The sequence below is a fragment of the Streptomyces sp. NPDC059454 genome, from assembly GCF_042749965.1.
GTDB lineage: Bacteria > Actinomycetota > Actinomycetes > Streptomycetales > Streptomycetaceae > Streptomyces.
In genome coordinates this window covers 112,119-133,965 of the sequence record NZ_JBHYVC010000009.1, presented here as the reverse complement: position 1 = coordinate 133,965, position 21,847 = coordinate 112,119, and the positions used below count along the sequence as shown (strand labels likewise).

Genomic DNA, 21,847 nt, shown 5'->3' with positions numbered 1-21,847 from the left:
GGCTTTGACCATGACATTGGCAAGCCTTCCGACGGCGAGCCACTCAAAAGGGGTGTCATTCTCCGTATCAAACGTGCATCCGCTCGATGACACAGCGCTTCGGCCCCTAGGATTCCATCTATCACCTCACCGGTCTCATTCGACAGGAACCCCATGAGCGACACTTCCCCCTACGGCTTCGAGCTTGTGCGGCGTGGGTACGACCGCGCTCAGGTGGACGAACGTATCTCCAAGCTCGTCTCCGACCGTGACAGCGCTCTCGCCCGCATCACCGCTCTGGAAAAGCGCATCGAAGAGCTCCACCTCGAGACGCAGAACGCCCAGGCCCAGGTCAACGACGCCGAGCCGTCGTACGCGGGTCTCGGCGCGCGCGTGGAGAAGATCCTCCGCCTCGCCGAGGAGGAGGCGAAGGACCTGCGCGAGGAGGCCCGGCGCGCGGCGGAGCAGCACCGCGAGCTCGCCGAGTCGGCCGCCCAGCAGGTGCGCAACGACGCCGAGTCGTACGCCGCCGAGCGCAAGTCGAAGGCGGAGGACGAGGGCGCCCGGATCGTCGAGAAGGCCCAGGGCGACGCGTCCCAGCTGCGTTCCGAGGCGCAGAAGGACGCGCAGTCCAAGCGGGAGGAGGCGGACGCCCTCTTCGAGGAGACCCGCGCCAAGGCCGCGCAGGCCGCCGCCGACTTCGAGACGAACCTCGCCAAGCGCCGCGAGCAGTCCGAGCGCGACCTGGCGTCGCGGCAGCAGAAGGCCGAGAAGCGCCTCGCGGAGATCGAGCACCGCGCGGAGCAGCTCCGCCTGGAGGCCGAGAAGCTGCGCACCGACGCCGAGCGCCGCGCCCGCCAGACGGTGGAGACGGCCCAGCGTCAGGCGGAGGACATCGTGGCCGACGCCAACGCCAAGGCCGACCGGATCCGTTCGGAATCCGAGCGCGAGCTGGCGGCGCTGACCAACCGCCGCGACTCGATCAACGCCCAGCTGACGAACGTCCGCGAGATGCTCGCCACGCTCACCGGTGCCGCGGTGGCCGCGACCAGTGCGCCCGCCACGGAGGACGAGCCGATCTCCCGCGGGGTCCCGGCCCAGCAGTCCCGGTAACGGCGACCGGCGTATCGGCGAAGCCCTCTGCCACTGAGGTGGCAGAGGGCTTTGTCCCGTTCTAGCGTGGCCGCATGATCGAGCTCGAGGGGCTGACCAAGCGGTACGGCGAGAAGGTCGCGGTCAAGGATCTGACCTTCACCGTCAGACCGGGCATCGTCACGGGCTTCCTCGGTCCGAACGGCGCCGGCAAGTCGACCACCATGCGGATGATCCTCGGCCTGGACCACCCGACCGCCGGGGACGTGCGGATCGACGGCACGCACTACGACCGGCTCAAGGACCCGCTGACGTGCATCGGCGCCCTGCTGGAGGCCAAGGGCGTGCATCCGGGCCGCAGCGCCTACCACCATCTGCTGTGCCTGGCGCAGAGCAACGGCCTCCCGCAGCGGCGGGTGCACGAGGTGCTGGACGCGGTCGGGCTGACGGCGGTGGCGCGGAAGAAGGCCAAGGGGTTCTCGCTCGGCATGGGCCAGCGGCTCGGCATCGCCGCCGCGCTGCTCGGCGACCCGCGGATCCTGATGTTCGACGAGCCGGTCAACGGGCTCGACCCCGAGGGCATCCACTGGATCCGCACGCTGATGAAATCGCTCGCCGCCCAGGGCCGTACGGTCTTCGTCTCCTCCCACCTGATGAGCGAGATGGCGCTGACCGCCGACCACCTCGTCGTCATCGGCCAGGGCCGGCTGCTCGCCGACACCTCCATGGCCGAGTTCATCGAGCACAACTCCCGTTCGTACGTCCGGGTTCGCGGCCCGCAGCGCGAGCGGCTGCTCGACGTACTGCGCCAGGCCGGGGTCACCGCCGTGGAGAGCGGCGACGGGGCGCTGGAGGTGGACGGCTCCAAGGCCGAGTACATCGGGGAGCTGGCGGCCCGGCACCAGCTGGTGCTGCACGAGCTGAGCCCGCAGCAGGCCTCCCTGGAGGAGGCGTTCATGCGGTTGACCGCGGAGTCGGTGGAGTACCACGCGCACACCGACGCCCCCGCGCCCCCGCGGCAGTGGGGCGACGGCTGGAAGAAGGGCTGAGCATGGCGGCAGCGCAGGTCGTCCGGTCCGAGTGGACCAAGATCCGGTCGGTGGCGTCCACCGTGTGGACGCTCTCCCTGGCGGTGGTCGTCACCATCGCGCTCGGCATGCTGATCTCGGCACTGTCGAAGAACGAGTTCGAGACCATGGGCGCACGGGACCGGCTCTCCTTCGACCCGACGTTCATCAGCTTCGCCGGGATGAGCCTCGGCCAGCTCGCGATGATCGTGTTCGGGGTGCTGGTGGTGTCGAACGAGTACAGCACCAGCATGATCCGCGCCTCGCTGGCGGCCGTCCCCCGGCGCGGCACGTTCCTGCTGAGCAAGCTGGCGGTCGCCACCGCGCTCGCCCTGGCCGTCTCCATGGCGACGAGCTTCGCCACGTTCTTCCTGGGCCAGGCGATGCTCGGCGAGCACAAGGCGTCGATCGGGGACGACGGGGTGCTGCGGGCGGTCATCGGCGGCGGCCTCTACATGACGCTGATCGCGCTGTTCTCGATGGGCGTCGCCGCGATGCTGCGCTCCCCCATGCTGTCGCTGGGCATCCTGATGCCGTTCTTCTTCCTCATCTCCAACATCCTCGGCAACGTCGACGCCACGGAGAAGGTCGGCCGGTTCCTGCCCGACCAGGCGGGCAGCAGGATCATGCAGGTGGTGCAGCCCCTCGACGACGACACCCCGTACGGGCCCTGGGGCGGCCTCGGGATCATGGCGCTGTGGGTGCTCGCGGCGGTCGTCGGCGGCTATGTCCTGCTGAAGAGGCGCGACGCGCAGTGAGTGACCGCGCGGGACCGGTTTTTACCTCGGCTTGAGCGGAACCGTCAGCGCCTCGATAAGCTCCTAACCCTTACGGGGGCGTGTGCCCCGCTGTCCTGAACCTTTCGATGGGTGCGGAGCATGATCGAGGCAGTCGGCCTGACCAAGCGGTACGGCGACAAGACCGCTGTGTACAACCTCTCCTTCCAGGTGCGTCCCGGCGCCGTCACCGGGTTCCTGGGCCCCAACGGCTCGGGCAAGTCGACGACGATGCGGATGATCCTCGGTCTGGACAACCCCACCGCGGGACGGGTCACGATCGGCGGCTACCCGTACCGCGACCTGCCCAACGCCCCCCGTCAGGTCGGCGCGCTGCTGGACGCGAAGGCGGTGCACGGCGGCCGGTCCGCCCGCAGCCACCTGCTGAGCCTGGCCCAGCTGTCGGGCATCCCGGCCCGGCGGGTGGACGAGGTGCTGGGCGTGGTGGGCCTGCACGACGTGGCGCGCAGGCGGTCCAAGGACTTCTCGCTGGGCATGGGCCAGCGGCTCGGCATCGCCGCCGCGCTGCTCGGCGACCCCCAGGTGCTGCTGTTCGACGAGCCGGTCAACGGCCTCGACCCCGAGGGCATCCACTGGGTGCGCAACCTGATGAAGGCGCTGGCCGCCGAGGGCCGTACGGTGTTCGTCTCCTCGCACCTGATGAGCGAGATGGCGCTGACCGCCGACCACCTCATCGTCATCGGGCGCGGGCAGCTGCTCGCCGACATGAGCGTCACGGACTTCATCTCCGCCAACTCCGCCGACTTCGCGCGCGTGCGCACCCCCGACACCGAGCCGCAGCAGCGCGAGAAGCTCTCCTCCGCGATCACCGAGGCCGGCGGCCACGTGCTGCCCGAGCAGGACGGCGCGCTGCGGGTGACGGGACTGGCGCTGCCGCGCATCAGCGACATCGCCCACGAGGCCGACGTACGGCTGTGGGAGCTGTCGCCGCACCAGGCCTCGCTGGAGGAGGCGTACATGCGGATGACGCAGGGCGCCGTCGACTACCGCTCGACCACCGACCAGAAGGCCGGGCTCCAGCAGCCGCTGCCGCCCGGCGCGCAGCCGCCGGTGCCGGTTCCGGGACAGGGCCAGCCCGGCTGGTACGCCCCGCCGCCGCCCCAGCAGGGCGGGCAGCAGCCCTTCGCCGCGCCGCAGGGCGCGCCCGTGCAGGCCCCCGCGGGCCCCTACAGCGCCCCGGGAGCCCCCGCGCCCAACCCGTACGCGCAGCCCGCCCCGCAGGCGCCCCAGGCGCCGCCCGGCCCGGCTCCGGCGGCGGCGCCCGCCGCAGCCCCGACCGCTCCCGCCGCCGACCTGACCAAGCCCGAGGACGCCCGATGAGCACGCCCCCGCCCCCGATGCCGCAGGCCGCCGCACCCGACTGGCAGGCGGTGTCCGATTCCCCGTACCCCAACTACACCTCGCCGATCCCCGTGGTCCGTACGCACCTCGGGCACGCGCTCGCCTCCGAGTGGACGAAGATCAAGTCCGTGCGCTCGACCATGTGGACGCTGGGCGTGTTCGTGCTGCTCGTGGTCGGCGTCGGCCTGCTGACCGGCCTGGTGGTCTCGAACGCCGACCCCGACATGGGCGGCGAGAGCCCGCTGTCCCTCGGCTTCTTCGGGCTGCTGCTCGGCAGCATGTGCCTCATCACGCTGGGCGTGCTGACCACGGCGTCGGAGTACGGCACCGGCATGATCCGCACCACGATGGTCGCCTGTCCCTCGCGCGGACGGGTGCTCCTGGCGAAGACCGCGGTGTTCTTCCTGCTCGCCTTCGTGGTGACCCTGGTGTGCGCGACGCTGATCGGTTTCCTGCACGTGGCGCTGCTGGAGGGGTACAACGCCAAGGAGCCCACCGGCGAGGAGTGGCTGAAGGGCACGGTCGGCGTCTCGCTGTACGTGGCGCTGCTCGGCACGCTGTCGCTGGCGATCGGGTCGATCATCCGGCACTCGGCGGGCGCCATCACCGTCATGATCGGTGCCGTGCTCGCCCCGCTGGTGATCGCGCTGTTCATGTTCTCGTCCTCGCTGGCGGACGTGCAGCAGGCGCTGTTCGAGTACTCCATCCCGAACCAGATGAGCATCTTCTACGCCAACTCGCTGAGCGAGTCCGGTCCGTCGGGCTGGGACCCGCTGTGGATCATGCTGGCCGTCACGGCCGCCGCGCTCGGCGGCGCCTTCACCCTGCTGCAGAAGCGGGACGTCTGACGGCGTTCAGAACTTCGGCGCGTTACGGGACCGCCGCACCCGCGTGGTGCGGCGGTCCCTGGCGTTCCAGCACGCCCTGTGCCAGTGCCGGCGCTCGTCGACGCCCGAGTGCTCCGGCCAGGCCACCACGTGCGGCACCCCGCCCGGGATCAACTGGTCGCAGCCGGGGCACCGGTAGGCCTTGCCCTGGGCACTGGCGCCCGCCACGTGCCGTACGCTCCACTCCTCGTCCTGCCAGCTCTCCGTCGACTGCCAGCCGCCGTAGCGGCCGGAGCGGTCGTCCTCGGCGCTCCGGCCGGACGAACCGGCTCCCTTGGGTCGGTTGCGACGCGGGGACACAGGACACCTCACGGGGCTGTACGGGATGCTGGGGGCCGCCTCCAGCCTACGCGGCGCGCGCAGGGGTATCCGTACGGCACCAATCATCACAAGTCCCCTCCGTGGTGATGCGGCACCCCCGCACGAGCAGCCGATTCTGCAGACAATCCGCAAAATCCCTCGCCCAGCCGTGTCCTCGGCACGTGTCGGGCGGTTATGCCCTGTGGGGAGCTCCGCGTCGGAGCCAAGGAAGCAGGAAAGCAATGCGTGTGGGAAGTTTCGTGTTGGCCGCCCAGTTCCCCGGGCAGGGCGAGGGTGAGGCGCTGCACCGCGCGGTCCGCTCGGCCGAGGTGGCCGAGGAGGCGGGGCTCGACGCGGTCTGGCTGGCCGAGCACCACTTCGTGCCCTACGGCACCTGCCCGTCGGCCGTCACCCTGGCCGCGTTACTGCTCGGCCGCACCCGCCGGCTGCGGGTCGGCACGGCGGTCAGCGTGCTGCCCACCACCCACCCCGTGGCCCTCGGCGAACAGGCCGCGCTGCTGCACATCACGAGCGGCGGCCGGTTCTCGCTGGGCCTCGGGCGCGGCGGGCCGTGGGTCGACCTGGAGGTGTTCGGGGCCGGTCTCGAGGCGTACGAGAAGGGCTTCCCGGAATCACTCGATCTGCTGGTGCGCTGGCTGCGCGAACCGTCCGTCGGGGCCGACGGCGAGCGGTTCCGCTTCCGCGAAGTGCCCGTCGTCCCCCGCCCGTCGGAGGCCCTGCACGAGGCCGAGGGACCGGAGGTCGTGGTCGCCTGCACCTCCCCGGCGAGCGTACGGCTGGCCGCCGAGCGCGGGCTGCCGATGCTGCTCGGCATGCACATCGGGGACGAGGAGAAGGCCGAGATGGCCGCCCTGTGGCGGCAGCACGCGCGCGCCTGCGGGCGGCCGGCCCGGGAGATCCACCGCGCGGCCCATGTCTCGGCCGGTGTCTGCCAGATCGCGGACCGGCGCACGGACGCGGCGGAGACCCTGATGAAGGCGATGCCCGGCTGGCTGAAACAGGGTCTTGAGGCCCATGTCACGGTGGACGGGCGGCAGCGCCGGATGCGCGACCCGCTGGCGTACACCGAACTCCTCTGCGGACTGCACCCGGTGGGCCCCCCGCGGCTGTGCGCCGACCGGCTCGCCGCGACCAGCGAGCGGACCGGCATCTCCCGCTTCGCCCTGCTCGTCGAGGGCTCCGGCGACCTGGCGGCGACCGAGGAGAACGTACGGCGGCTCGGAGCCGAGGTCCTCCCCCAACTCGGCTGACCGAGCCGGGGGTTCCACGAAGGCTTGCCGCCCCGGTAGCACCGCACCTCCCGCGTACGGAGCGGCAAGCGAACGACGGAGCGCGTCAGCAGTCGCGCAGTTCCGGCGACTGGTTCAGCAGCTGAGCGCGCACCGAGGTGAAGCGGGCGAGCCTCTCGTCGACCGAGGAGTCGAGCGGGAACACGGCCACGCGGTGGCAGTTCTGGAAGGCCAGCCGTACACCGAAGTGGCGTTGCAGCGCGCCGCGTATCGCGTCACTCGCGAGCGCACGCAGCAGCTGACCGCGTGCCTGCTCGTCCGGCGGGGGCGTCTGGTTGTCGGCGAAGGCTCCGCCGTCCACCTTCAGCTGTGCCACCAGGGAGCTGATCATCTCCCATGCGAAGGGCAGGGAGGTCCGGACGCAGTCGACGAATTCAGCTTCGTCGACCTCGCCTCGCTCGGCCTGTTCGAGTAGGGCCGGTGAGACGTCGAGCGACATGGGTTCTCCTCTCGCACCCCCAACGATCAGGGGTTGCCTGACAGATAAGGGAGTGCGCAATATCGGACACGCTGCGTACACAGTCCGCGACCTCCCGTTCAATACCGTAGGCAACGGACGGTGACGGCACCAGGCGAATGCCCGGATGCGGGACTTCCTGTGGGCCGGTAATCGGCCATCGTCGAAACACGCGTTTTCCTGGAGATTCAGGACGCGTCATGTGGGCTTCGAGGGTCCTGTGTGACGACGAATCGCGCCGGGGCGGGCCGGTCGAGTAGCGTTGCCGACCATGCGTCTCGTCATTGCCCGCTGCTCCGTGGACTACGCCGGGCGGCTCACCGCGCACCTGCCGTCGGCACCCCGTCTGATCCTGGTCAAGGCGGACGGCAGCGTCTCGATCCACGCCGACGACCGGGCCTACAAGCCCCTGAACTGGATGTCGCCGCCCTGCACGCTGAAGGAGGGCACCGGGGACGAGGAGGGCGTCTGGACCGTCGTCAACAAGGCGGGCGAGAAGCTCATCATCACGATGGAGGAGATCCTCCACGACTCCTCGCACGAACTGGGCGTCGATCCCGGCCTGATCAAGGACGGCGTGGAAGCACACCTCCAGGAACTGCTCGCCGACCGCATCGAGATCCTCGGCGAGGGCTACACCCTCATCCGCCGCGAGTACATGACGGCGATCGGCCCGGTCGACATCCTGTGCCGGGACGCCGAGGGGCGGACCGTCGCGGTGGAGATCAAGCGGCGCGGCGAGATCGACGGCGTGGAGCAGCTCACACGCTATCTGGAGCTGCTGAACCGCGATCCCCATCTCGCCCCGGTGCGGGGCGTCTTCGCCGCGCAGGAGATCAAGCCGCAGGCCCGGGTCCTCGCGACCGACCGGGGCATCGGCTGCCAGGTCCTCGACTACGACGCGATGCGCGGCATCGAGGACGACAAGCTGCGGCTGTTCTGAGCCGCGCCGGCACGGACCGAGGGCCGGGTTCCGTCGGGAACCCGGCCCTCGGTCGTGTCCACGGGTCAGATCACCTGTTCCGAGCTGCCGGGCGTGCCCGCGCCGCTGCTCTGCGGGGCGCTCGCGCTCGTCTCCACGGGTGAGGAGGAGACGGAGCCGCTCGCGGAGTCGGTGGTGGACGGCTCCTCCGGGGGCGTGGTCTCGGTCTCGGTCGGCTCCGGCGTGGTCTCGGTCTCCGTCGGCGTCGGCGGAGTCGAGGGCCCGGTCGGCGACTCGGACGACGCCGGCGGCTTCGACGTCCCGGTCGGCTTCGAGCTCGGCGAGGCCGACTTCGACGGCTCACCCGGCTTCGTCGTCCTGCTCTCGTCGTCCGACGGCTCCCCGGACGGACTGGCCGTGGGCGTCGGGTCGTCGGAGGTGCCCAGGGTGCCGTCCGGGCCCGGGTCGGTCGGCCGGCCGGTGGCCTCGCCGGTGTCGCCGTCGCCCTCCTTCGCCGCCCGGTCGGCGCCGAGGCTGCCCTCGTCGACGCCCTGGCTGGCGGAGGGGTTGACGCCGACGTTCTCGGACGGGGTGCCGGCGTCGTTCTCCGACGTGGCGCCCAGCGTGACCACCGTGCCCAGCACGGCGACGAGCAGCGCGCCCGCGCCGGCCGCCACCAGGTTGCGCTTGGCCAGTCCCTTGAGACCGCCGCCCGGCTTGGCCGACGGCGCGGCCGGCGACGGCACCGTGCGGTGGACGACCAGGGCGGTGTCGGAGGGCGGCTGGAGCTCCGGGAACGCCGTCGGCACCCCGCGGGGCGGTGGGGCCGACTCCTCGTAGTGGGCCTCGGGCACCTCCTCCTCCGCGGTCGGCACGATCGTCAGCGGGGTTCCGGAGCGGTCGGCGACCAGGGCCAGCGCCCTGCGTCCGGCGACGGTGCCGCGCTTGTCGGCGAGGGCGCCGCGCAGCCCGATGGACGCCTCCAGTTCGGCGCGCGCCCGGTCGAACTGTCCGGCGCACAGCGCGTGGATGCCGAGCTCGTGGTGGAAGTAGGCCTGTTCCGCCACGTCCCCCGCGAGCCGGGCGGCCTCCGCACCGGCCCGCAGCGCCTTCTCCCAGGCGCTCCAGTACAGGCCCGAGGCGAACGCGGGCGCGGCGGTACGGGCCAGCTGTACGGCCGTGCTCCGCTCGCCCTCGGTGGTGGCCGCGGTGAGCGGCGACAGCGCGGCGAGCACCGCGTCGGCCTCGGCGCAGACCCGCTCCGGGGTGACCGAGGGGTGCCCGGTCCACCAGGCGTAGTGCTGGGCGGCGGCACGGGCCCGGTCCTCGGCCTCGTCGGCGTACCCGGCGGCCTCCAGCTGGGCCGGCACCCCGGCGGCGAGCCGGTAGCGGGAGCCGGCCGGGGAGACCAGTCCGCAGGCGGCCAGCTCGCCGAGCGCGGCGTCGGCGTGGGTGTCGCCCACCAGGGCGGGCAGATGCGCCTGGTGGGGCACCTCGCCGCCGAGCGCGACGGCGAACCGCAGGGTGGCGCGGGCGGAGGCGCTGAGCCGGGAGGCGAGCAGCGGGGCGGGTGCGGCGGCCTCGCCGAGCGAGGGCAGCGGCACCTCCTCGCCGTCCGCGGGGTCGTAGGAGGCCTCGTCGGGCCGTACGTCCTCGAAGACGCCGAACTCGTCGACGGCGCCGGCGCCGGCCCGCAGCCGGTCGCGCTGCCGTAGCAGGGCACCGGCCTGGACGAAGCGCAGCGGCAGGCCCTCGGACTCGAACCAGAGGTCGCCGGCCCAGTTCGACTCGTCCTCGGTGAGGGCCCGGCCGACGGCGTGCTCGAGCAGGTCGAGACCGGCCGCGCGGTCGAGACCGGGGAGGGCGACCTCCTCGATGCCGGCGTCGGCGGACGGCTCGGGCACGTCCGGGGTGACGCCGAGCAGGAAGGCGCACTCGGGGGTGGCGTCCAGCAGCCCGTCGAGGGCGGCGCCGCCGAACTCCAGGTCGTCGAGGACGACGACGGCGCCGATCTCGCGGACGCGGTCGGCGAGTTCGTCCCGGTCCGGGCGGTGCAGCGGGGCGTTGTGGACGGCGCAGAAGAGGTCGTACAGCAGGTCGTCGGCCGAGCGGCGGTGGCCGTTCAGCCGGACGACGCCGTCGGGGGCGAGGTCCGCGCAGTCCTCGGCGACGATGTCGAGGAGCCGGGTGCGGCCGGAGCCGGCCGGGCCGGTGAGGCGCACGGAGCGGCCGCGGGCCAGCAGCCGGACCAGCTTCTCGCGCTCGTCCTGACGGGCCAGCAGCGGCAGCGGAAGCTGCGCGGGCCCCGGCGGGACGGGCGGCCTGGCGGTCCGCTCGGCCCCGGCGCGCTCGGCCTCGGTGAGCTTCACGGGGCGGGCCGGCCGTTCGGCGGGCGGGCAGGGCTCGATCTCGCTGCCGTCGACGGGGTTGACGGTCAGCAGGAAGTCGCCGGAGACGAGCTGCACCGTGCGGGCGAGCACGGGCGCGTGCTGTCCGAAGTCGGACGTGAGGGATTCCCGGGGCGGACGCTGGCGCGACGCCGAGCCTCCCCCGGTCCCGAGTTCTCCCCCGCTCCCGGCTTCGCCCGAACGGGGGGACCCCCATGACCGGGAGGCTCCCCCTCCCTCGTGGCCGTACTCCTCGGGTCCCGGGTTGTTCGGGTCCATAGGTCCTAGCCCCCCAAAAGCGTCGTGTGGTGGAAGCCCCTCCCGGCCTCGCCGCACACCGCGCTGTCGCTTCTGGTCCGGGCCCGCTCAGGGTTTACAGGGCAGCAGGCAGCCGAACCCTAAACCTTCGCTCAGTATCTACGACAGTCCGGGGTACCGCGCGGCCCGAGACGTCACAGTCTCGTGAGGATTGTGCGCGTCGCACGGTTCGCCGAGGTCGGTCCGGGTCCTCGGGGGATCGCCCGTCCCGCACCCGTACGCCCTCATACACGAGGCAGTGTGTCCACCCCGATGCCCCCCTCGATCGCCAGGATCCGGTGCAGCCGGGTGGCCACCAGCAGGCGCTGCATCTGCGGCGGCACGTCCCGCAGCACCAGGCGCCGGCCGCAACGGCCGGCCCGTCGGTGGGCCCCCATGATCACACCGAGTCCGGTGGCGTCCCAGGAGTCCAGATCGGACAGGTCCAGCACCAGGTCGCCGGCTCCGTCGTCGACGGCCGAGTGCAGGACCGTACGGGCGTCCGCCGCGCTGCGGACGTCGAGGCGGCCCCCGACGACCAGCTCGGCGTGGTCGCCCCTGATGTACATATGCGCTCCCCGTGTGACGTCTCGTGCTCCGCGTCTTCTGATGGCCGGTGATGCAACCTCTGACTGCGCGGCGGCGTCCGAGGTTGCTGCCTGTGAGCGAACCGATACCGAATTCACCCCGGCGTGTGATGCGTGTCGGGGCGAGTGCGCGGTGTCAGTGCTCGTAGAAGCCCTGCCCGCTCTTGCGGCCGATGTCACCGGCGTCAACCATCCGGCGCATCAGCTCGGGAGCGGCGAACTTCTCGTCCTGGGACTCGGTGTAGATGTTGTCCGTGGCGTGCAGCAGGATGTCGACGCCGGTCAGGTCGGCGGTGGCCAGCGGTCCCATGGCGTGGCCGAAGCCCAGCCTGCAGGCCAGGTCGATGTCCTCGGCGCTCGCCACGCCCGACTCGTGGAGCTTGGCGGCCTCGGCGACGAGGGCGCAGATGAGGCGGGTGGTGACGAAGCCGGCGACGTCGCGGTTGACGACGATGCAGGTCTTGCCGACCGACTCGGCGAACTCCCGCGCCCTGGCGAGGGTTTCGTCGCTGGTCTTGTAGCCGCGGACCAGTTCGCACAGCTGCATCATCGGGACCGGCGAGAAGAAGTGGGTGCCGACGACCCGCTCCGGGCGCTCCGTCACGGCCGCGATCTTGGTGATCGGGATGGCGGAGGTGTTGGAGGCGAGGACGGCGTCCTCGCGCACGATCCTGTCGAGCGTGCGGAAGATCTCGTGCTTGACCTCGAGCTTCTCGAACACCGCCTCGACCACGACGTCCGCGTCCGCGCAGGCGTCCAGGTCGGTGGTCGCGGTGATCCGGGCGAGGGCGGCGTCGGCGTCGTGCGCCTCCAGCCTGCCCTTGCTCACGAACTTGTCGTACGACGCCTTGATCCCGTCGGTGCCGCGCGTGAGCGCCTCGTCGGTGACGTCCCGCAGGACGACGTCCCAGCCCGCCTGGGCGGAGACCTGGGCGATGCCGGATCCCATGAGGCCGGCCCCGATGACGGCGAGCTTGCGTGCCACTGTGCGACTCCCCTGATACGCGCTGTCGTTGTTCTCTACGGGCGGACATTAGCGGGCGCGGGGGGCCGTGTGAGCGACTTAGTAACGCGTTTCACGTCTCACCTGATGAGACCCCTGTCACGTCTCCCCCGACGGGCCCGGCGACTCGGCGGAAAGGCGGTCACCGCGCGGGCGGCGGATGCGAGGGTGTGGGGGCCGGTGTCCGATCGACGGAGGAGAACCTCGGCATGGCCGTGATCCACCGCACCACCCTCGAGCCGACCAAGCTGGAACTGCTGGCCGCCTGGCTGCCCTCGCGCCCCTGGTACCACGGGGACGCGGAGGGACCGCAGTTGGCCAGGGCCGGCGGTTTCCGGCTCGACGACCCGAAGGGGGAGGTCGGCATCGAGTTCATGGTGGTGACCGACTCCTCCGGCACCGGGCCGGCCGCCTATCTGGTGCCGCTCACCTACCGGGGCGCTCCGCTCGACGGAGCGGAGCACGCCCTCGTCGGCACCGCGGAGCACGGTGTCCTCGGGCGGCGCTGGGTCTACGACGGCTGCCACGACCCGGTGGCCGTCGCCGAGTTGGCGGCACTGGTCGAGGGCCGCGTGCGGGCCCAGGCCCAGAGCGTCAGCGGCACCCCCGACCAGGAGGTCACCCGCGCCTGCGCGGGCGAGACCCCGGTCCCGGCGGAGTTCGCCGCCGTCGAGGACACCCCGGAGCACACCGAGCTGTCCGCGCCGGACGGCACGGCCCTGCGGGTCCTGCGCACCCTGCTGCCCGCCCCGGACGGCACGCCGCTTCCCGGGCCGGGGGCGGCGGGTCATGTCGCCGGCGCGTGGGAGCTGCCGGACGGCACCCGCGCGCGGGGCCTGCTGTGCGTCCTGCACACGCCCCCTCCGGCGTAGCCCGGTTCAGCCGCGCGCCGCGTAACCGAGCACCCGGTCGCTCAGCAGCTCCTCGATGTCGTCGACCAGTCCGAGCACCTCGCGCGACACCTCGGCCGGCGCGCGGCCCTTCATCATCTCCCGGCCGATGGTGACGAACACGGTGCCGTGGATCCAGCAGATCTGGCCGGCCACCAGGCCCGGCAGCGGGTCGTCGGGGGCGGCGTCCGTCTCCTCGCGGAGCGCCGCCTCCAGGTTGTCCTGGACCTCCTGCTGCAGGCTCCACAGCCGGGAGCGCAGCTGCGGGGAGTCGTGGATGACCCGCATGAAGCGGTCGTAGCCCTCCATCAGGCCGACCCGGGGCGACACCGCCTCGATGTCGGCGCGCAGTTCGCGCAGGACGGCGCGGGCGGCCGACTCCCCCGCGTCCCGGGCGCGGACCCAGCGGGCGAGCTGGTCGACGACCCCCTTGGAGCGGTCGAAGAAGAGGTCCTCCTTGGCGGGGAAGTAGTTGTAGACCGTGTTCACGGACACATCGGCGGCGTCCGCCACCTCCGCCATCGTCACGGTCACGAAGCCGTGCTCCAGGAAGAGCCCGGTGGCGATGTCCGAGATCCGCTGCCTGGTCTCGCGCTTCTTCCGCTCCCTGAGCCCCTCTGCCATGCCCTCATCGTAGGTCGACCCGAAGATCATTGGACTTCATGAAAATTTGGTGTTATTGCAAAATTTCAATGACTCTGTTTTTCTGGGGTCATGGCAATCATCAGTACGGCCGGACTGGCCCGTACCTTCCAGACCAGGCGCGGCCCGGTGGACGCCGTGCGCGGTATCGACCTCACCGTCCGCGAGGGCGAGATCCTCGGCTTCCTCGGCCCCAACGGCGCCGGCAAGACCACCACCCTGCGGATGCTCACCACCCTGCTCGCCCCCACCGGCGGCGCGGCCACCGTCGCAGGACACGACCTGGCGACCGACCCGGCCGGGGTGCGACGGGCCTGCGGCTACGTGGCCCAGTCCGGCGGGGTCGATCCGCAGATCACGGTGCGGGAGGAACTGGTCACCCAGGGCCGCCTGTACCGGCTCGGCACGGCGCGGGCCGTCGAGCGCGCCGAGGAGCTGGCCCGCGACCTGGACCTCACCGGGCTGCTCGACCGCAAGTGCGCCGCGCTCTCCGGCGGCCAGCGGCGCCGTCTGGACATCGCGATGGCGCTCACCCACCGCCCGAAGGTGCTGTTCCTGGACGAGCCGACGACCGGTCTCGACCCCGGCAGCCGCGCCGGCCTCTGGGACCTGGTGCGGCGGCTGCGCGACAAGCACGGCACCACCGTGTTCCTGACCACCCACTACCTCGACGAGGCGGACGCGCTCGCGGACCGGCTGTACGGGTGAAGGGGCAGTTTTCCGGAGCTGCGCTATTCGGCCGCCCGGAGGATCGACGTATGAGTACCGACCCTCCGCCAGCGTCCGGGTGGCCGAGGCGCTCACCCGGTGATTCCCGGGCCGAGACGCACCTGCGGTGTGCACACACTGCCGTCCAGCTATGCCCGTGACACCTTCTGCCTCCCAGGCGAGCCTCTCGTGAAGCGCCTTGAGAGGCCATGGCTGATGCCTCGTTCAGATCGCGCTTTCAGGAATGCTCGTCAGCTTGGTCCTCGAGGGGCCTCTCTTTGAGAACTCCGACAAGGGCTGAGGCGACGAGGGCGACAGCGCTGTCGTCGTCGTGGGCCAGTCGGCGCAGGACCTCCTGCGCGGTGGTTCCCGCGAGCTCGACCAGCGCCTGGGTAAGGCGGATCCGTGTCACGGGGTCCGCGGTGGACGCGGCCAGTTCGTCGACCAGGGCGGTCGTGATCCAGTCCGTGCACCGGGGGTCCAGGGACAACGTTCCCAGAACCTCCGCCGCGTCCACGTCGTTGGAGCCCTCCACCACCATGCTGACGAGTGTGGGCACGGCCGCGGCCACGCCCTGCCTGCCCAGGGCCAGAGCAGCGTGCCTGCGCACCGTCGTGTCCGGGTCCCCGAGGGCGTCCGCGAGCACCGCGGTAGCACCCGGAGCATCCGGCAGCTCGGCGATCGCCAGCACCGCGCGCCGCCGGATGTCAGCGTCCCCCGAGTGCGTGCCGGCGTACAGTGTCGCCACACCGTCGCCGCCCGATCGGGCGAGCGCCCAGCGCAGGGCGCCTGCGACGTGCGGGTCTGATTCGGTCAGGACCGCCCCAGCCAGCAGGTCGGCGGGTACCGACGCGTCCTCCTGCCGGGCCAGGACGGCCTGCTGTCTGCGCGCGGCGCTGGGCGAGTTGAGTTCCCGCATGAGTGCGACGATGCGCAGCACTCCCTGCCAGTCGGTGGGCGCCGACGCGTCGATCGCACGGAGCCGCTCGAGCAGCTCCTGTTCCCGCACCAGGCGGTCCTCAGTCCGCCGGATGAGGTCGCTGACCAGGGCGGACGGCGTGAAGGCCGGGTCCTCCAGCGCGCGCCCGATCTGCTTGAGCGAGAGCCCGAGGGACCGCAGGCTCTCCACATGGAAGATCCTGCGGACATCCTCGGCGGAGTACTCGCGGTAGCCGCCGGCAGTGCGGCCCGTGGGCCGCACCAACCCCAGGGCGTCGTAGTGCCGGAGCATCCGGGTGCTCACCCCGGAGCGGCGGGCCACATCGCCGATCAGCAATCCCCGACCTCCGATGCCTCTGCAGCCTTCGCGGCCTCCATCGACTCGGTCGTCTCCGCGGGCTCGGCGGCCTCCGAGGTTTCGGTGCCTGCCGGCGCGGCGGCAGCGGCTCGTTCCGGACCGAGTGCGACCACGCGCTTCGCCTCGTCGAGGGCCACGTCGAAACCGGTCTCCGGGTTCTGCCGGAGCAACTCGGTGGCACGGGCGTGCGCCGCCACCGCCGGGTCGGAACTCTCTGCGGCCCTCTCCAGGGCCGACCTGATCACGTCACCGAGGTCGGCCAAGGCCCGGCTAAGACTCAGCTGCACAGTGCGGTCGCCACGGCCGAGTTGCAGAACCAGTTCGTCGGCCAGGTCCTTCTCCTCGCCCTCGGGCACGAGGACGACCGCGACGCGCCACGCGGTCCGCGCGACCTCGTCGTCGGCGTCCCGCAACATGTCGCGGGTGACCCAGGCCCACGTGCTCTTGTCGCCGATCTTGGAGAGTGTGTGCAGCGCCTGGCTGCGAGCCTGGGTGCGCTCGGAGTCGAGCTCATGGCGGATCCGGGGCAGGGTGGTCTCCGGCGGGAGGCGGGTCAGCGCCCAGGACAGCATGTCTCGTACGAAGAAGTCCGGCTCGACCGCGCACCGCTCGACGAGCGTCTCCAGAAACACGGGGTCGGGGTTCGAGCCGACCGCCAGGGCCGTCTGAAGCCGGACCGACGAGTCCTCGGCGCCCAGGGCGTTGGTCACACGGGTGTTCTGCGGGGTTACGTCGGTCGTGTTGATCGGGACCACCTCCTGAGCCCAAGTGAAAACCTTGTCACCGTGTCAAGGTCAAGTTAGTGGCCGGCGAATACGGCGACGTCCTGGTCGCAGCGCGGCGTTCAGGGCCGCGGGTTCTTGCGGGCGGTGAGCATCGCGCGGAACGCGTCGACGGCGGCCTGGTCTACTGATGAAGCGGCAGCGTTCCGGCCGTGCGCTATTCGGTGGCTTTCCGGGCTGCCAGGTAGTCCGCCCAGCTGTCCTGCGCCAGTACGGACCACTCGACGGCGGTGTTGACGTGGACGCCGAAGAGGTCGCTGGTGACGATCGGTGGGAGATCAGCAGTGATGGCGATCATCGCCGTGTTGTGGGCCGCGAGGGTCGGCAACCCGAGTTCAAGGAGCTGCGTTGCCAGGCCCTGCGGGCGTCGAGGCTGATGTGCCAAGGGTCCGGGGAAGAGGAACGCTGGTCCGCTGCCGGGAGCCGGTTGCGACATGGATCGCGTCACGGGATTGGCGATCTGCTGGTCGATGAGGCGGGCCGGAGTCGGGGGCAGCAGGACGGGGGCCTTGTCGAACGTGATGTAGGCGCCGTCCTGGTCGCGCTTGAAGCAGTCCGTCGTGAGGTGAACGATTCGGGTCACGGGTAGGGCATAGAGGCGGACGAAGGCTCCTGCGATGCGGACGTCGCGAGGGAGATCCTGGTCAGTGAGGCACCGAAGAAGTTGGTCGTGGTGTTCGGCGTCGTCGTGGAACACGGCCGTTGCGCTCGGGGCCGCGTGGGGGCTTCAAGCTGGCGTGTCAGTCGGCGGGCGTTGGTCCAGCGTATGAATGCGCCGACTGCCTTGCGGCGGGTCGGTGAGGCTGTGACGAGCCATAGGTCGAACCGGGACTGTGCCAGGTTCGACAAGGCGAGGTCGCTAGCGTCTAGCCGGACCATGAACTCGATGGCCGTTCGGATCTCTCCTCGGTCCGCGGTCGCTGAGGATTCGCGATGGCGGCTGCGGAAGGATCTACGTCGGGCATCGCGCACGATGGCCCACTCGGCGAAGGGGCGGATGATCCGAAGGTGGTGGGAGGGGAGAGGTTCGAGGGCCTGGCGGAGCCAGATCTCCGGGCGCGCCGGGAACTCGTCGCGGCTGGGCAAAACTTGTGTGGTGATCAGGAGGTTTCGGACCGCGCGTGTGTCGTGGTCCTGAGGAAGGTCGTCCAGCAGATCATGAGTGATCTCAGCCTGTCCCGCGACCGGGTTCGCCGGCAGCCGGCCGCCGCTTCGGCTCAGCCAGTTGATGACGGAGCGAGGGGAGGTGGCCGAGATGAGTGCCTCTGCCAGCGGGACGAGTTGGGGTACAAGCTGTCCGTTTTCGCCGCTGAGGAGATCGCGGACCCGGTCACTGGCGACGCATCGCGTGCAGCGCCCGTCGGCGTAGATGTCGCCGGGGTAGGCGCAGCGTTGGCAGGTGAAGTCGACGTCGATGCCCCAGCAGGGCCCGCATGCTTCGCCGCCGGCTTCATTCGGTCCCACAAGGACCCGGGTGGTGCCGCAGAGAGTGCAGGGTGCCGGATTGCGGCGTCGGCGTCCATGGCAGGCGGGGCAGAGAGGGCCAGCTGGCCAGGACGCGAGACTACGGTCCGTGCGGCCGCAGTCTCCGCACTTGTGCTGGGGGAGAGGACGGCAGTTGTTGCAGTGGAAGGCTCCGCCCGCCTGCCGCACGGCCGGAGCGTAACTAGGCTGGCCCCATGGTCAACCTGACGCGTATCTACACCCGGACCGGCGACAAGGGCACCACGAACCTCGGTGACATGAGCCGGGTCGCCAAGACCGATCTGCGGATCTCCGCCTACGCCGACGCCAACGAGGCGAACGCGGTGATCGGCACCGCGATCGCGCTGGGCGGTCTGGAGGAGGAGGTCGTCGAGGTCCTCACCCGTGTCCAGAACGACCTGTTCGACGTGGGCGCCGACCTGTCGACGCCGGTGGCGGAGAACCCCGAGTACCCGCCGCTGCGGGTGGAGCAGTTCTACGTCGACCGGCTGGAGGCGGACTGCGACCGCTTCAACGAGCGGCTGGAGAAGCTCCGCTCCTTCATCCTGCCCGGCGGTACGGCGGGCGCGGCCCTCCTCCACCAGGCCTGCACGGTCGTACGCCGGGCCGAGCGCTCCACCTGGGCGGCCCTGGAGGTCCACGGCGACACCATGAACCCCCTCACCGCCACCTACCTCAACCGGCTCTCCGACCTGCTGTTCATCCTGGCCCGCATCGCGAACAAGGAGACCGGGGACGTGCTGTGGGTGCCGGGCGGGGAACGCTAGGCCGGCCGGCGCGCGGCCCGGTACAGGCCCCACGCGGTCTGCGCGCCGCCGACACACATCAGCACGACGCCGACCTTGGTCAAGGTGACCACGGGGACCTCCACGTCCCCGGTGAACAGCCACAGGGCCGACCCGACCAGCAGGGTGACCGCACCCTCCAGCAGGTTCTTCGACGCCCGGTTCACCGGGGTGCCTCCTCCTTCTGCCGCCCGGTCGTGACCTCCCGCGTCCCGGCCGGGGCCTTCTTCGGCCAGATCAGGTAGCCGAGGGCCACCAGGCCGTGGATGGCGGCGGCCCTGATCGCCACCCACTGGAAGGCGCGCAGGGAGGAGACGTCACCCTCGTCGCCGACGTACCAGACCGCTCCCTGGAGCAGTGCGCACGCCACGGCCGCGCCCAGCAGCGTGCGCAGCCACAGCCGGCCCTCGTGCGCGGCCCGGGCCCTGCCGTAGCGCGGGGGCTTCACCGGCGGCGGGCCGCCGCCCAGGCGGTGGGCGGCGTGGCCGTCGAGCCAGCGGATCGTGTAGTGGCCGTACGCGACCGTGTAGCCGATGTACAGCGCGGCCAGACCGTGCTCCCAGCCCGGCTCGGCGCCGTTCCTCAGGTCGATCGCCGTCACGGCGAACAGCACCAGTTCCAGGACCGGCTCGCACAGCAGCAGGAACACACTGGTGCGGCGCCACTTCAGCAGGTAGCGGGCGGCCAGCCCGAGGACCAGCAGGACCCAGAATCCGACCTCGCAGGCGATGATCAGAGCGACGACCACGACGCACTCCCTTCGTTCACCCCTTCAGGCTCCCGTGCGAAGCGGCCCGCTTCGTCGTCGCCGCCGATGAACTCGCGGTACATCGAAAGATGCAGTCCAGGACCGTCCGCGGGGATCAGGCGCCGGGTGCGCGCAGCGTGTTGGATGGTGCCATGGCCGTACGACTGCCCCGCCCCCGCCGCTTCGACGTGTGGGTCGCGCTCGCCGGACTGCTCGGCGGACTGTTGCTGTGGGGCATAGGGCTGGGCACCCGGCCGGCCGACGAGCCGATCGTGCTGTTCGACGGCCGCTGGCCGATCCTGCTGCCGCTGTTCGTGATGGCCTGCTGCGAGTTGCTGCGCAGGGCCGCCCCGCGCACCGCCGTACTGACCGGCACGGCCGCCCTGACCACGGACACCCTCACCCAGGGCAGCATCGCCACCCTCCTGATGTACACCGACCTGATGTACGCCGCCGTCCTGTACGGCACGCCCGCCTCCGCCCGTCGCATCCCTTGGATCACCGGGTTGATCAGCATCGCCGCATCGCTGGTGCCGTACGTCGTGTGGCGGGTGCCCGAGGCGCTGCTGATCGGGGTGGCGGTCGGCGTCGTGTCGTTCGCGCCCGCGTCGACCGGCCTCATCGTGCGCAACCACCGCGACGCCGCCGACGCGGCTCGGCTGCGCGCCGAACAGACCGCGCTGCTGGCGGAGATGGACCGCACCCAGGCGGTGACCGCGGAACGCGCCCGGATGGCTCGGGAGTTGCACGACATGGTCGCCAACCACCTCTCCGCGATCGCCATCCACTCCACGGCCGCGCTCTCCCTGGAGGACGAGAGGACCTCCCGCGAGGCGCTCACCGTCATCCGGGAGAACAGCGTCCAGGGACTGTCCGAGATGCGACGGCTCATCGGCATCCTGCGGGACGGGGACGACGACCGGGAACCGGCCGCGACCCCCACGCTCGACAGCCTCGGCGCCCTGGTCGAGGGCGCCCGCGCCAACGGGCTGGACGTCGCCCTCGACGCCACCTACGACTCCGTGCCCGCACCGGTCGAGCTCGCCGCGTACAGGATCGTGCAGGAGTCGCTGACGAACGCGCTGAAGCATGCCGCGCCGGGGAAGGTCGCCGTGCGGCTGCGCCGCCTCGACGGCGGCCTCGACATCCGGGTGGCCAGCCCGTACGGCGGCCGGGACACCCCGCGCGCGCCGGGCTCGGGGGCCGGGCTCGTCGGCATGCGGGAGCGGGTGGCCCTGCTGGACGGCACGTTCGAGGCGGCACCGGAGAGCGGCCCGGACGGCAAGCTGTGGGTCGTACGCGCCTCGCTTCCCGTCACCGACATCGCCCAAGGAGAGATGGAATGATCCGGGTCCTGGTCGCCGAGGACCAGTCCGCCGTCCGCGCCGGACTGGTGCTGATCCTGCGCAGTGCGCCCGACATCGAGGTGGTCGGCGAGGCGGGCGACGGCGAGCGGGCGGTGGTCCTCGCCCGTGAACTCCGCCCCGACCTGGTGCTGATGGACGTGCAGATGCCACGCCTGGACGGGGTGTCCGCGACCCGGCAGGTGGTCGGGGAGGGGCTCGCCGATGTGCTGGTGCTGACCACCTTCGACCTCGACGAGTACGTGTTCGGGGCGCTCCGGGCCGGGGCGGCCGGGTTCCTGCTGAAGAACACGGAGGCGAAGGACCTCATCACGGCGGTGCGCACGGTGGCGCGCGGGGAGGGCATCGTCGCCCCGGCCGTCACCCGGCGGCTGATCGCGGAGTTCGCCGCGAAGCCCGCCCGCCGGGTGACCCCCGATCCGGCGGTGCTGGACGCTCTCACCCGGCGCGAACGCGAGGTGCTGTCCTGTGTCGGCGAAGGGCTGTCCAACGCCGACATCGCGGTCCGTCTCGACATGGCGGAGGCGACGGTGAAGACGCACGTCAGCCGTCTGCTGGGCAAGCTGGAGCTGCGCAGCCGGGTACAAGCGGCGGTGCTGGCACAAGAGTTGGGAATCTAGCGGAAGCACAGGGGGACGGCGAGGACAGGTGGTCCAGACCTATTGACCGGTGGTCCAGACCTTTCTATTCTCACGGCACTGCGGGTGTGATGGCTCAGTC

Annotated in this window: 23 protein-coding genes and 1 pseudogene; 12 read left to right on the top strand and 12 right to left on the bottom strand. The window is 71.4% G+C overall.

Annotated features, from left to right (window positions below):
• Nucleotides 1-153 precede the first annotated feature (153 nt).
• The 5 genes from ACFXAE_RS09380 (at nucleotide 154) to ACFXAE_RS09360 (ending at nucleotide 5,124) form a co-directional block, all read left to right on the top strand.
• Nucleotides 154-1,092, top strand: a complete 939-nt coding sequence (locus tag ACFXAE_RS09380) for a cellulose-binding protein (RefSeq protein WP_384710496.1) — start codon at nucleotides 154-156, stop codon at nucleotides 1,090-1,092.
• 74 nt (nucleotides 1,093-1,166) lie between these two features.
• Nucleotides 1,167-2,120 carry an ABC transporter ATP-binding protein gene (locus tag ACFXAE_RS09375; protein WP_384710493.1) on the top strand — a complete coding sequence of 318 codons (954 nt, stop codon included), beginning with the start codon at nucleotides 1,167-1,169 and terminating at the stop codon, nucleotides 2,118-2,120.
• A gap of 2 nt (nucleotides 2,121-2,122) precedes the next feature.
• Complete coding sequence (locus ACFXAE_RS09370; RefSeq protein WP_384710490.1) at nucleotides 2,123-2,896, top strand: ABC transporter permease; 774 nt, start codon at nucleotides 2,123-2,125, stop codon at nucleotides 2,894-2,896.
• Between the two features lie 120 nt (nucleotides 2,897-3,016).
• Nucleotides 3,017-4,255 (top strand): ABC transporter ATP-binding protein, encoded by a 1,239-nt coding sequence (locus tag ACFXAE_RS09365; RefSeq protein ID WP_384710487.1) that lies wholly within the window; start codon nucleotides 3,017-3,019, stop codon nucleotides 4,253-4,255.
• Nucleotides 4,252-5,124, top strand: coding sequence for an ABC transporter permease subunit (locus ACFXAE_RS09360; protein WP_384710484.1), 873 nt, complete (start codon nucleotides 4,252-4,254; stop codon nucleotides 5,122-5,124). The genes ACFXAE_RS09365 and ACFXAE_RS09360 overlap by 4 nt, the downstream gene beginning before the upstream one ends.
• 6 nt (nucleotides 5,125-5,130) lie before the next feature.
• Here the strand turns inward: ACFXAE_RS09360 and ACFXAE_RS09355 are convergent, their stop codons facing one another.
• Nucleotides 5,131-5,463 (bottom strand): ATP/GTP-binding protein, encoded by a 333-nt coding sequence (locus tag ACFXAE_RS09355; protein ID WP_384710481.1) that lies wholly within the window; start codon nucleotides 5,461-5,463, stop codon nucleotides 5,131-5,133.
• A gap of 242 nt (nucleotides 5,464-5,705) precedes the next feature.
• On the opposite strand from ACFXAE_RS09355, the gene ACFXAE_RS09350 reads away from it, so the two are divergent.
• Nucleotides 5,706-6,734 carry an LLM class flavin-dependent oxidoreductase gene (locus ACFXAE_RS09350; protein ID WP_384710478.1) on the top strand — a complete coding sequence of 343 codons (1,029 nt, stop codon included), beginning with the start codon at nucleotides 5,706-5,708 and terminating at the stop codon, nucleotides 6,732-6,734.
• 85 nt (nucleotides 6,735-6,819) lie between these two features.
• Here the strand turns inward: ACFXAE_RS09350 and ACFXAE_RS09345 are convergent, their stop codons facing one another.
• Nucleotides 6,820-7,212, bottom strand: coding sequence for an SCO5389 family protein (locus ACFXAE_RS09345; RefSeq protein ID WP_384710475.1), 393 nt, complete (start codon nucleotides 7,210-7,212; stop codon nucleotides 6,820-6,822).
• A gap of 289 nt (nucleotides 7,213-7,501) precedes the next feature.
• Here ACFXAE_RS09345 and nucS point away from each other — a divergent pair, with 289 nt between their 5' ends.
• A complete protein-coding gene (nucS, locus tag ACFXAE_RS09340; RefSeq protein WP_073932513.1) occupies nucleotides 7,502-8,173 on the top strand; it encodes an endonuclease NucS in 672 nt (223 codons plus the stop codon).
• 65 nt (nucleotides 8,174-8,238) lie between these two features.
• Here the strand turns inward: nucS and ACFXAE_RS09335 are convergent, their stop codons facing one another.
• The 3 genes from ACFXAE_RS09335 to ACFXAE_RS09325 all read right to left on the bottom strand — a co-directional run bounded on the left by ACFXAE_RS09335 (nucleotide 8,239) and on the right by ACFXAE_RS09325 (nucleotide 12,408).
• Nucleotides 8,239-10,818 (bottom strand): ATP-binding protein, encoded by a 2,580-nt coding sequence (locus tag ACFXAE_RS09335; protein WP_384710472.1) that lies wholly within the window; start codon nucleotides 10,816-10,818, stop codon nucleotides 8,239-8,241.
• 263 nt (nucleotides 10,819-11,081) lie between these two features.
• Nucleotides 11,082-11,405 carry an STAS domain-containing protein gene (locus ACFXAE_RS09330; protein ID WP_030223853.1) on the bottom strand — a complete coding sequence of 108 codons (324 nt, stop codon included), beginning with the start codon at nucleotides 11,403-11,405 and terminating at the stop codon, nucleotides 11,082-11,084.
• A gap of 154 nt (nucleotides 11,406-11,559) precedes the next feature.
• Entirely contained in the window at nucleotides 11,560-12,408 is an 849-nt protein-coding gene (locus ACFXAE_RS09325) for a 3-hydroxyacyl-CoA dehydrogenase family protein (RefSeq protein ID WP_384710469.1), read from the bottom strand.
• Nucleotides 12,409-12,635: 227 nt separating this feature from the next.
• On the opposite strand from ACFXAE_RS09325, the gene ACFXAE_RS09320 reads away from it, so the two are divergent.
• Nucleotides 12,636-13,298, top strand: coding sequence for a 1,4-alpha-glucan branching protein (locus tag ACFXAE_RS09320; RefSeq protein ID WP_384710466.1), 663 nt, complete (start codon nucleotides 12,636-12,638; stop codon nucleotides 13,296-13,298).
• Nucleotides 13,299-13,304: 6 nt separating this feature from the next.
• Here the strand turns inward: ACFXAE_RS09320 and ACFXAE_RS09315 are convergent, their stop codons facing one another.
• Entirely contained in the window at nucleotides 13,305-13,940 is a 636-nt protein-coding gene (locus ACFXAE_RS09315) for a TetR/AcrR family transcriptional regulator (protein WP_384710463.1), read from the bottom strand.
• Nucleotides 13,941-14,030: 90 nt separating this feature from the next.
• Between ACFXAE_RS09315 and ACFXAE_RS09310 the strand changes: the two are divergent.
• Nucleotides 14,031-14,657: pseudogene (locus tag ACFXAE_RS09310) on the top strand (ATP-binding cassette domain-containing protein); the annotation flags it as partial.
• Nucleotides 14,658-14,904: 247 nt separating this feature from the next.
• Here the strand turns inward: ACFXAE_RS09310 and ACFXAE_RS09305 are convergent.
• The 4 genes from ACFXAE_RS09305 to ACFXAE_RS09290 all read right to left on the bottom strand — a co-directional run bounded on the left by ACFXAE_RS09305 (nucleotide 14,905) and on the right by ACFXAE_RS09290 (nucleotide 18,209).
• Nucleotides 14,905-15,942, bottom strand: a complete 1,038-nt coding sequence (locus ACFXAE_RS09305) for a MerR family transcriptional regulator (RefSeq protein ID WP_384710461.1) — start codon at nucleotides 15,940-15,942, stop codon at nucleotides 14,905-14,907.
• Nucleotides 15,936-16,673 carry a HEAT repeat domain-containing protein gene (locus ACFXAE_RS09300; protein ID WP_384710458.1) on the bottom strand — a complete coding sequence of 246 codons (738 nt, stop codon included), beginning with the start codon at nucleotides 16,671-16,673 and terminating at the stop codon, nucleotides 15,936-15,938. The genes ACFXAE_RS09305 and ACFXAE_RS09300 overlap by 7 nt, the downstream gene beginning before the upstream one ends.
• Nucleotides 16,674-16,902: 229 nt before the next feature.
• The gene (locus tag ACFXAE_RS09295; protein WP_384710456.1) at nucleotides 16,903-17,328 is read right to left on the bottom strand and encodes a hypothetical protein; all 426 of its coding nucleotides are present in this window, start codon (nucleotides 17,326-17,328) and stop codon (nucleotides 16,903-16,905) included.
• Nucleotides 17,325-18,209 carry a hypothetical protein gene (locus ACFXAE_RS09290; RefSeq protein ID WP_384710453.1) on the bottom strand — a complete coding sequence of 295 codons (885 nt, stop codon included), beginning with the start codon at nucleotides 18,207-18,209 and terminating at the stop codon, nucleotides 17,325-17,327. The genes ACFXAE_RS09295 and ACFXAE_RS09290 overlap by 4 nt, the downstream gene beginning before the upstream one ends.
• Before the next feature lie 215 nt (nucleotides 18,210-18,424).
• Here ACFXAE_RS09290 and ACFXAE_RS09285 point away from each other — a divergent pair, with 215 nt between their 5' ends.
• Nucleotides 18,425-18,997, top strand: a complete 573-nt coding sequence (locus ACFXAE_RS09285; protein ID WP_384710450.1) for a cob(I)yrinic acid a,c-diamide adenosyltransferase — start codon at nucleotides 18,425-18,427, stop codon at nucleotides 18,995-18,997.
• Here the strand turns inward: ACFXAE_RS09285 and ACFXAE_RS09280 are convergent.
• The gene (locus ACFXAE_RS09280) at nucleotides 18,994-19,182 is read right to left on the bottom strand and encodes a DUF5708 family protein (RefSeq protein ID WP_384710447.1); all 189 of its coding nucleotides are present in this window, start codon (nucleotides 19,180-19,182) and stop codon (nucleotides 18,994-18,996) included. The genes ACFXAE_RS09285 and ACFXAE_RS09280 overlap by 4 nt on opposite strands.
• Complete coding sequence (locus ACFXAE_RS09275; protein ID WP_384710444.1) at nucleotides 19,179-19,763, bottom strand: hypothetical protein; 585 nt, start codon at nucleotides 19,761-19,763, stop codon at nucleotides 19,179-19,181. Before ACFXAE_RS09275 ends, ACFXAE_RS09280 begins: the two co-directional genes overlap by 4 nt.
• A 152-nt stretch (nucleotides 19,764-19,915) precedes the next feature.
• On the opposite strand from ACFXAE_RS09275, the gene ACFXAE_RS09270 reads away from it, so the two are divergent.
• Both ACFXAE_RS09270 and ACFXAE_RS09265 read left to right on the top strand, forming a co-directional pair.
• The gene (locus ACFXAE_RS09270) at nucleotides 19,916-21,109 is read left to right on the top strand and encodes a sensor histidine kinase (RefSeq protein WP_384710442.1); all 1,194 of its coding nucleotides are present in this window, start codon (nucleotides 19,916-19,918) and stop codon (nucleotides 21,107-21,109) included.
• Nucleotides 21,106-21,747 carry a response regulator gene (locus ACFXAE_RS09265; RefSeq protein ID WP_384710439.1) on the top strand — a complete coding sequence of 214 codons (642 nt, stop codon included), beginning with the start codon at nucleotides 21,106-21,108 and terminating at the stop codon, nucleotides 21,745-21,747. The genes ACFXAE_RS09270 and ACFXAE_RS09265 overlap by 4 nt, the downstream gene beginning before the upstream one ends.
• The last annotated feature ends 100 nt before the right edge of the window (nucleotides 21,748-21,847 follow it).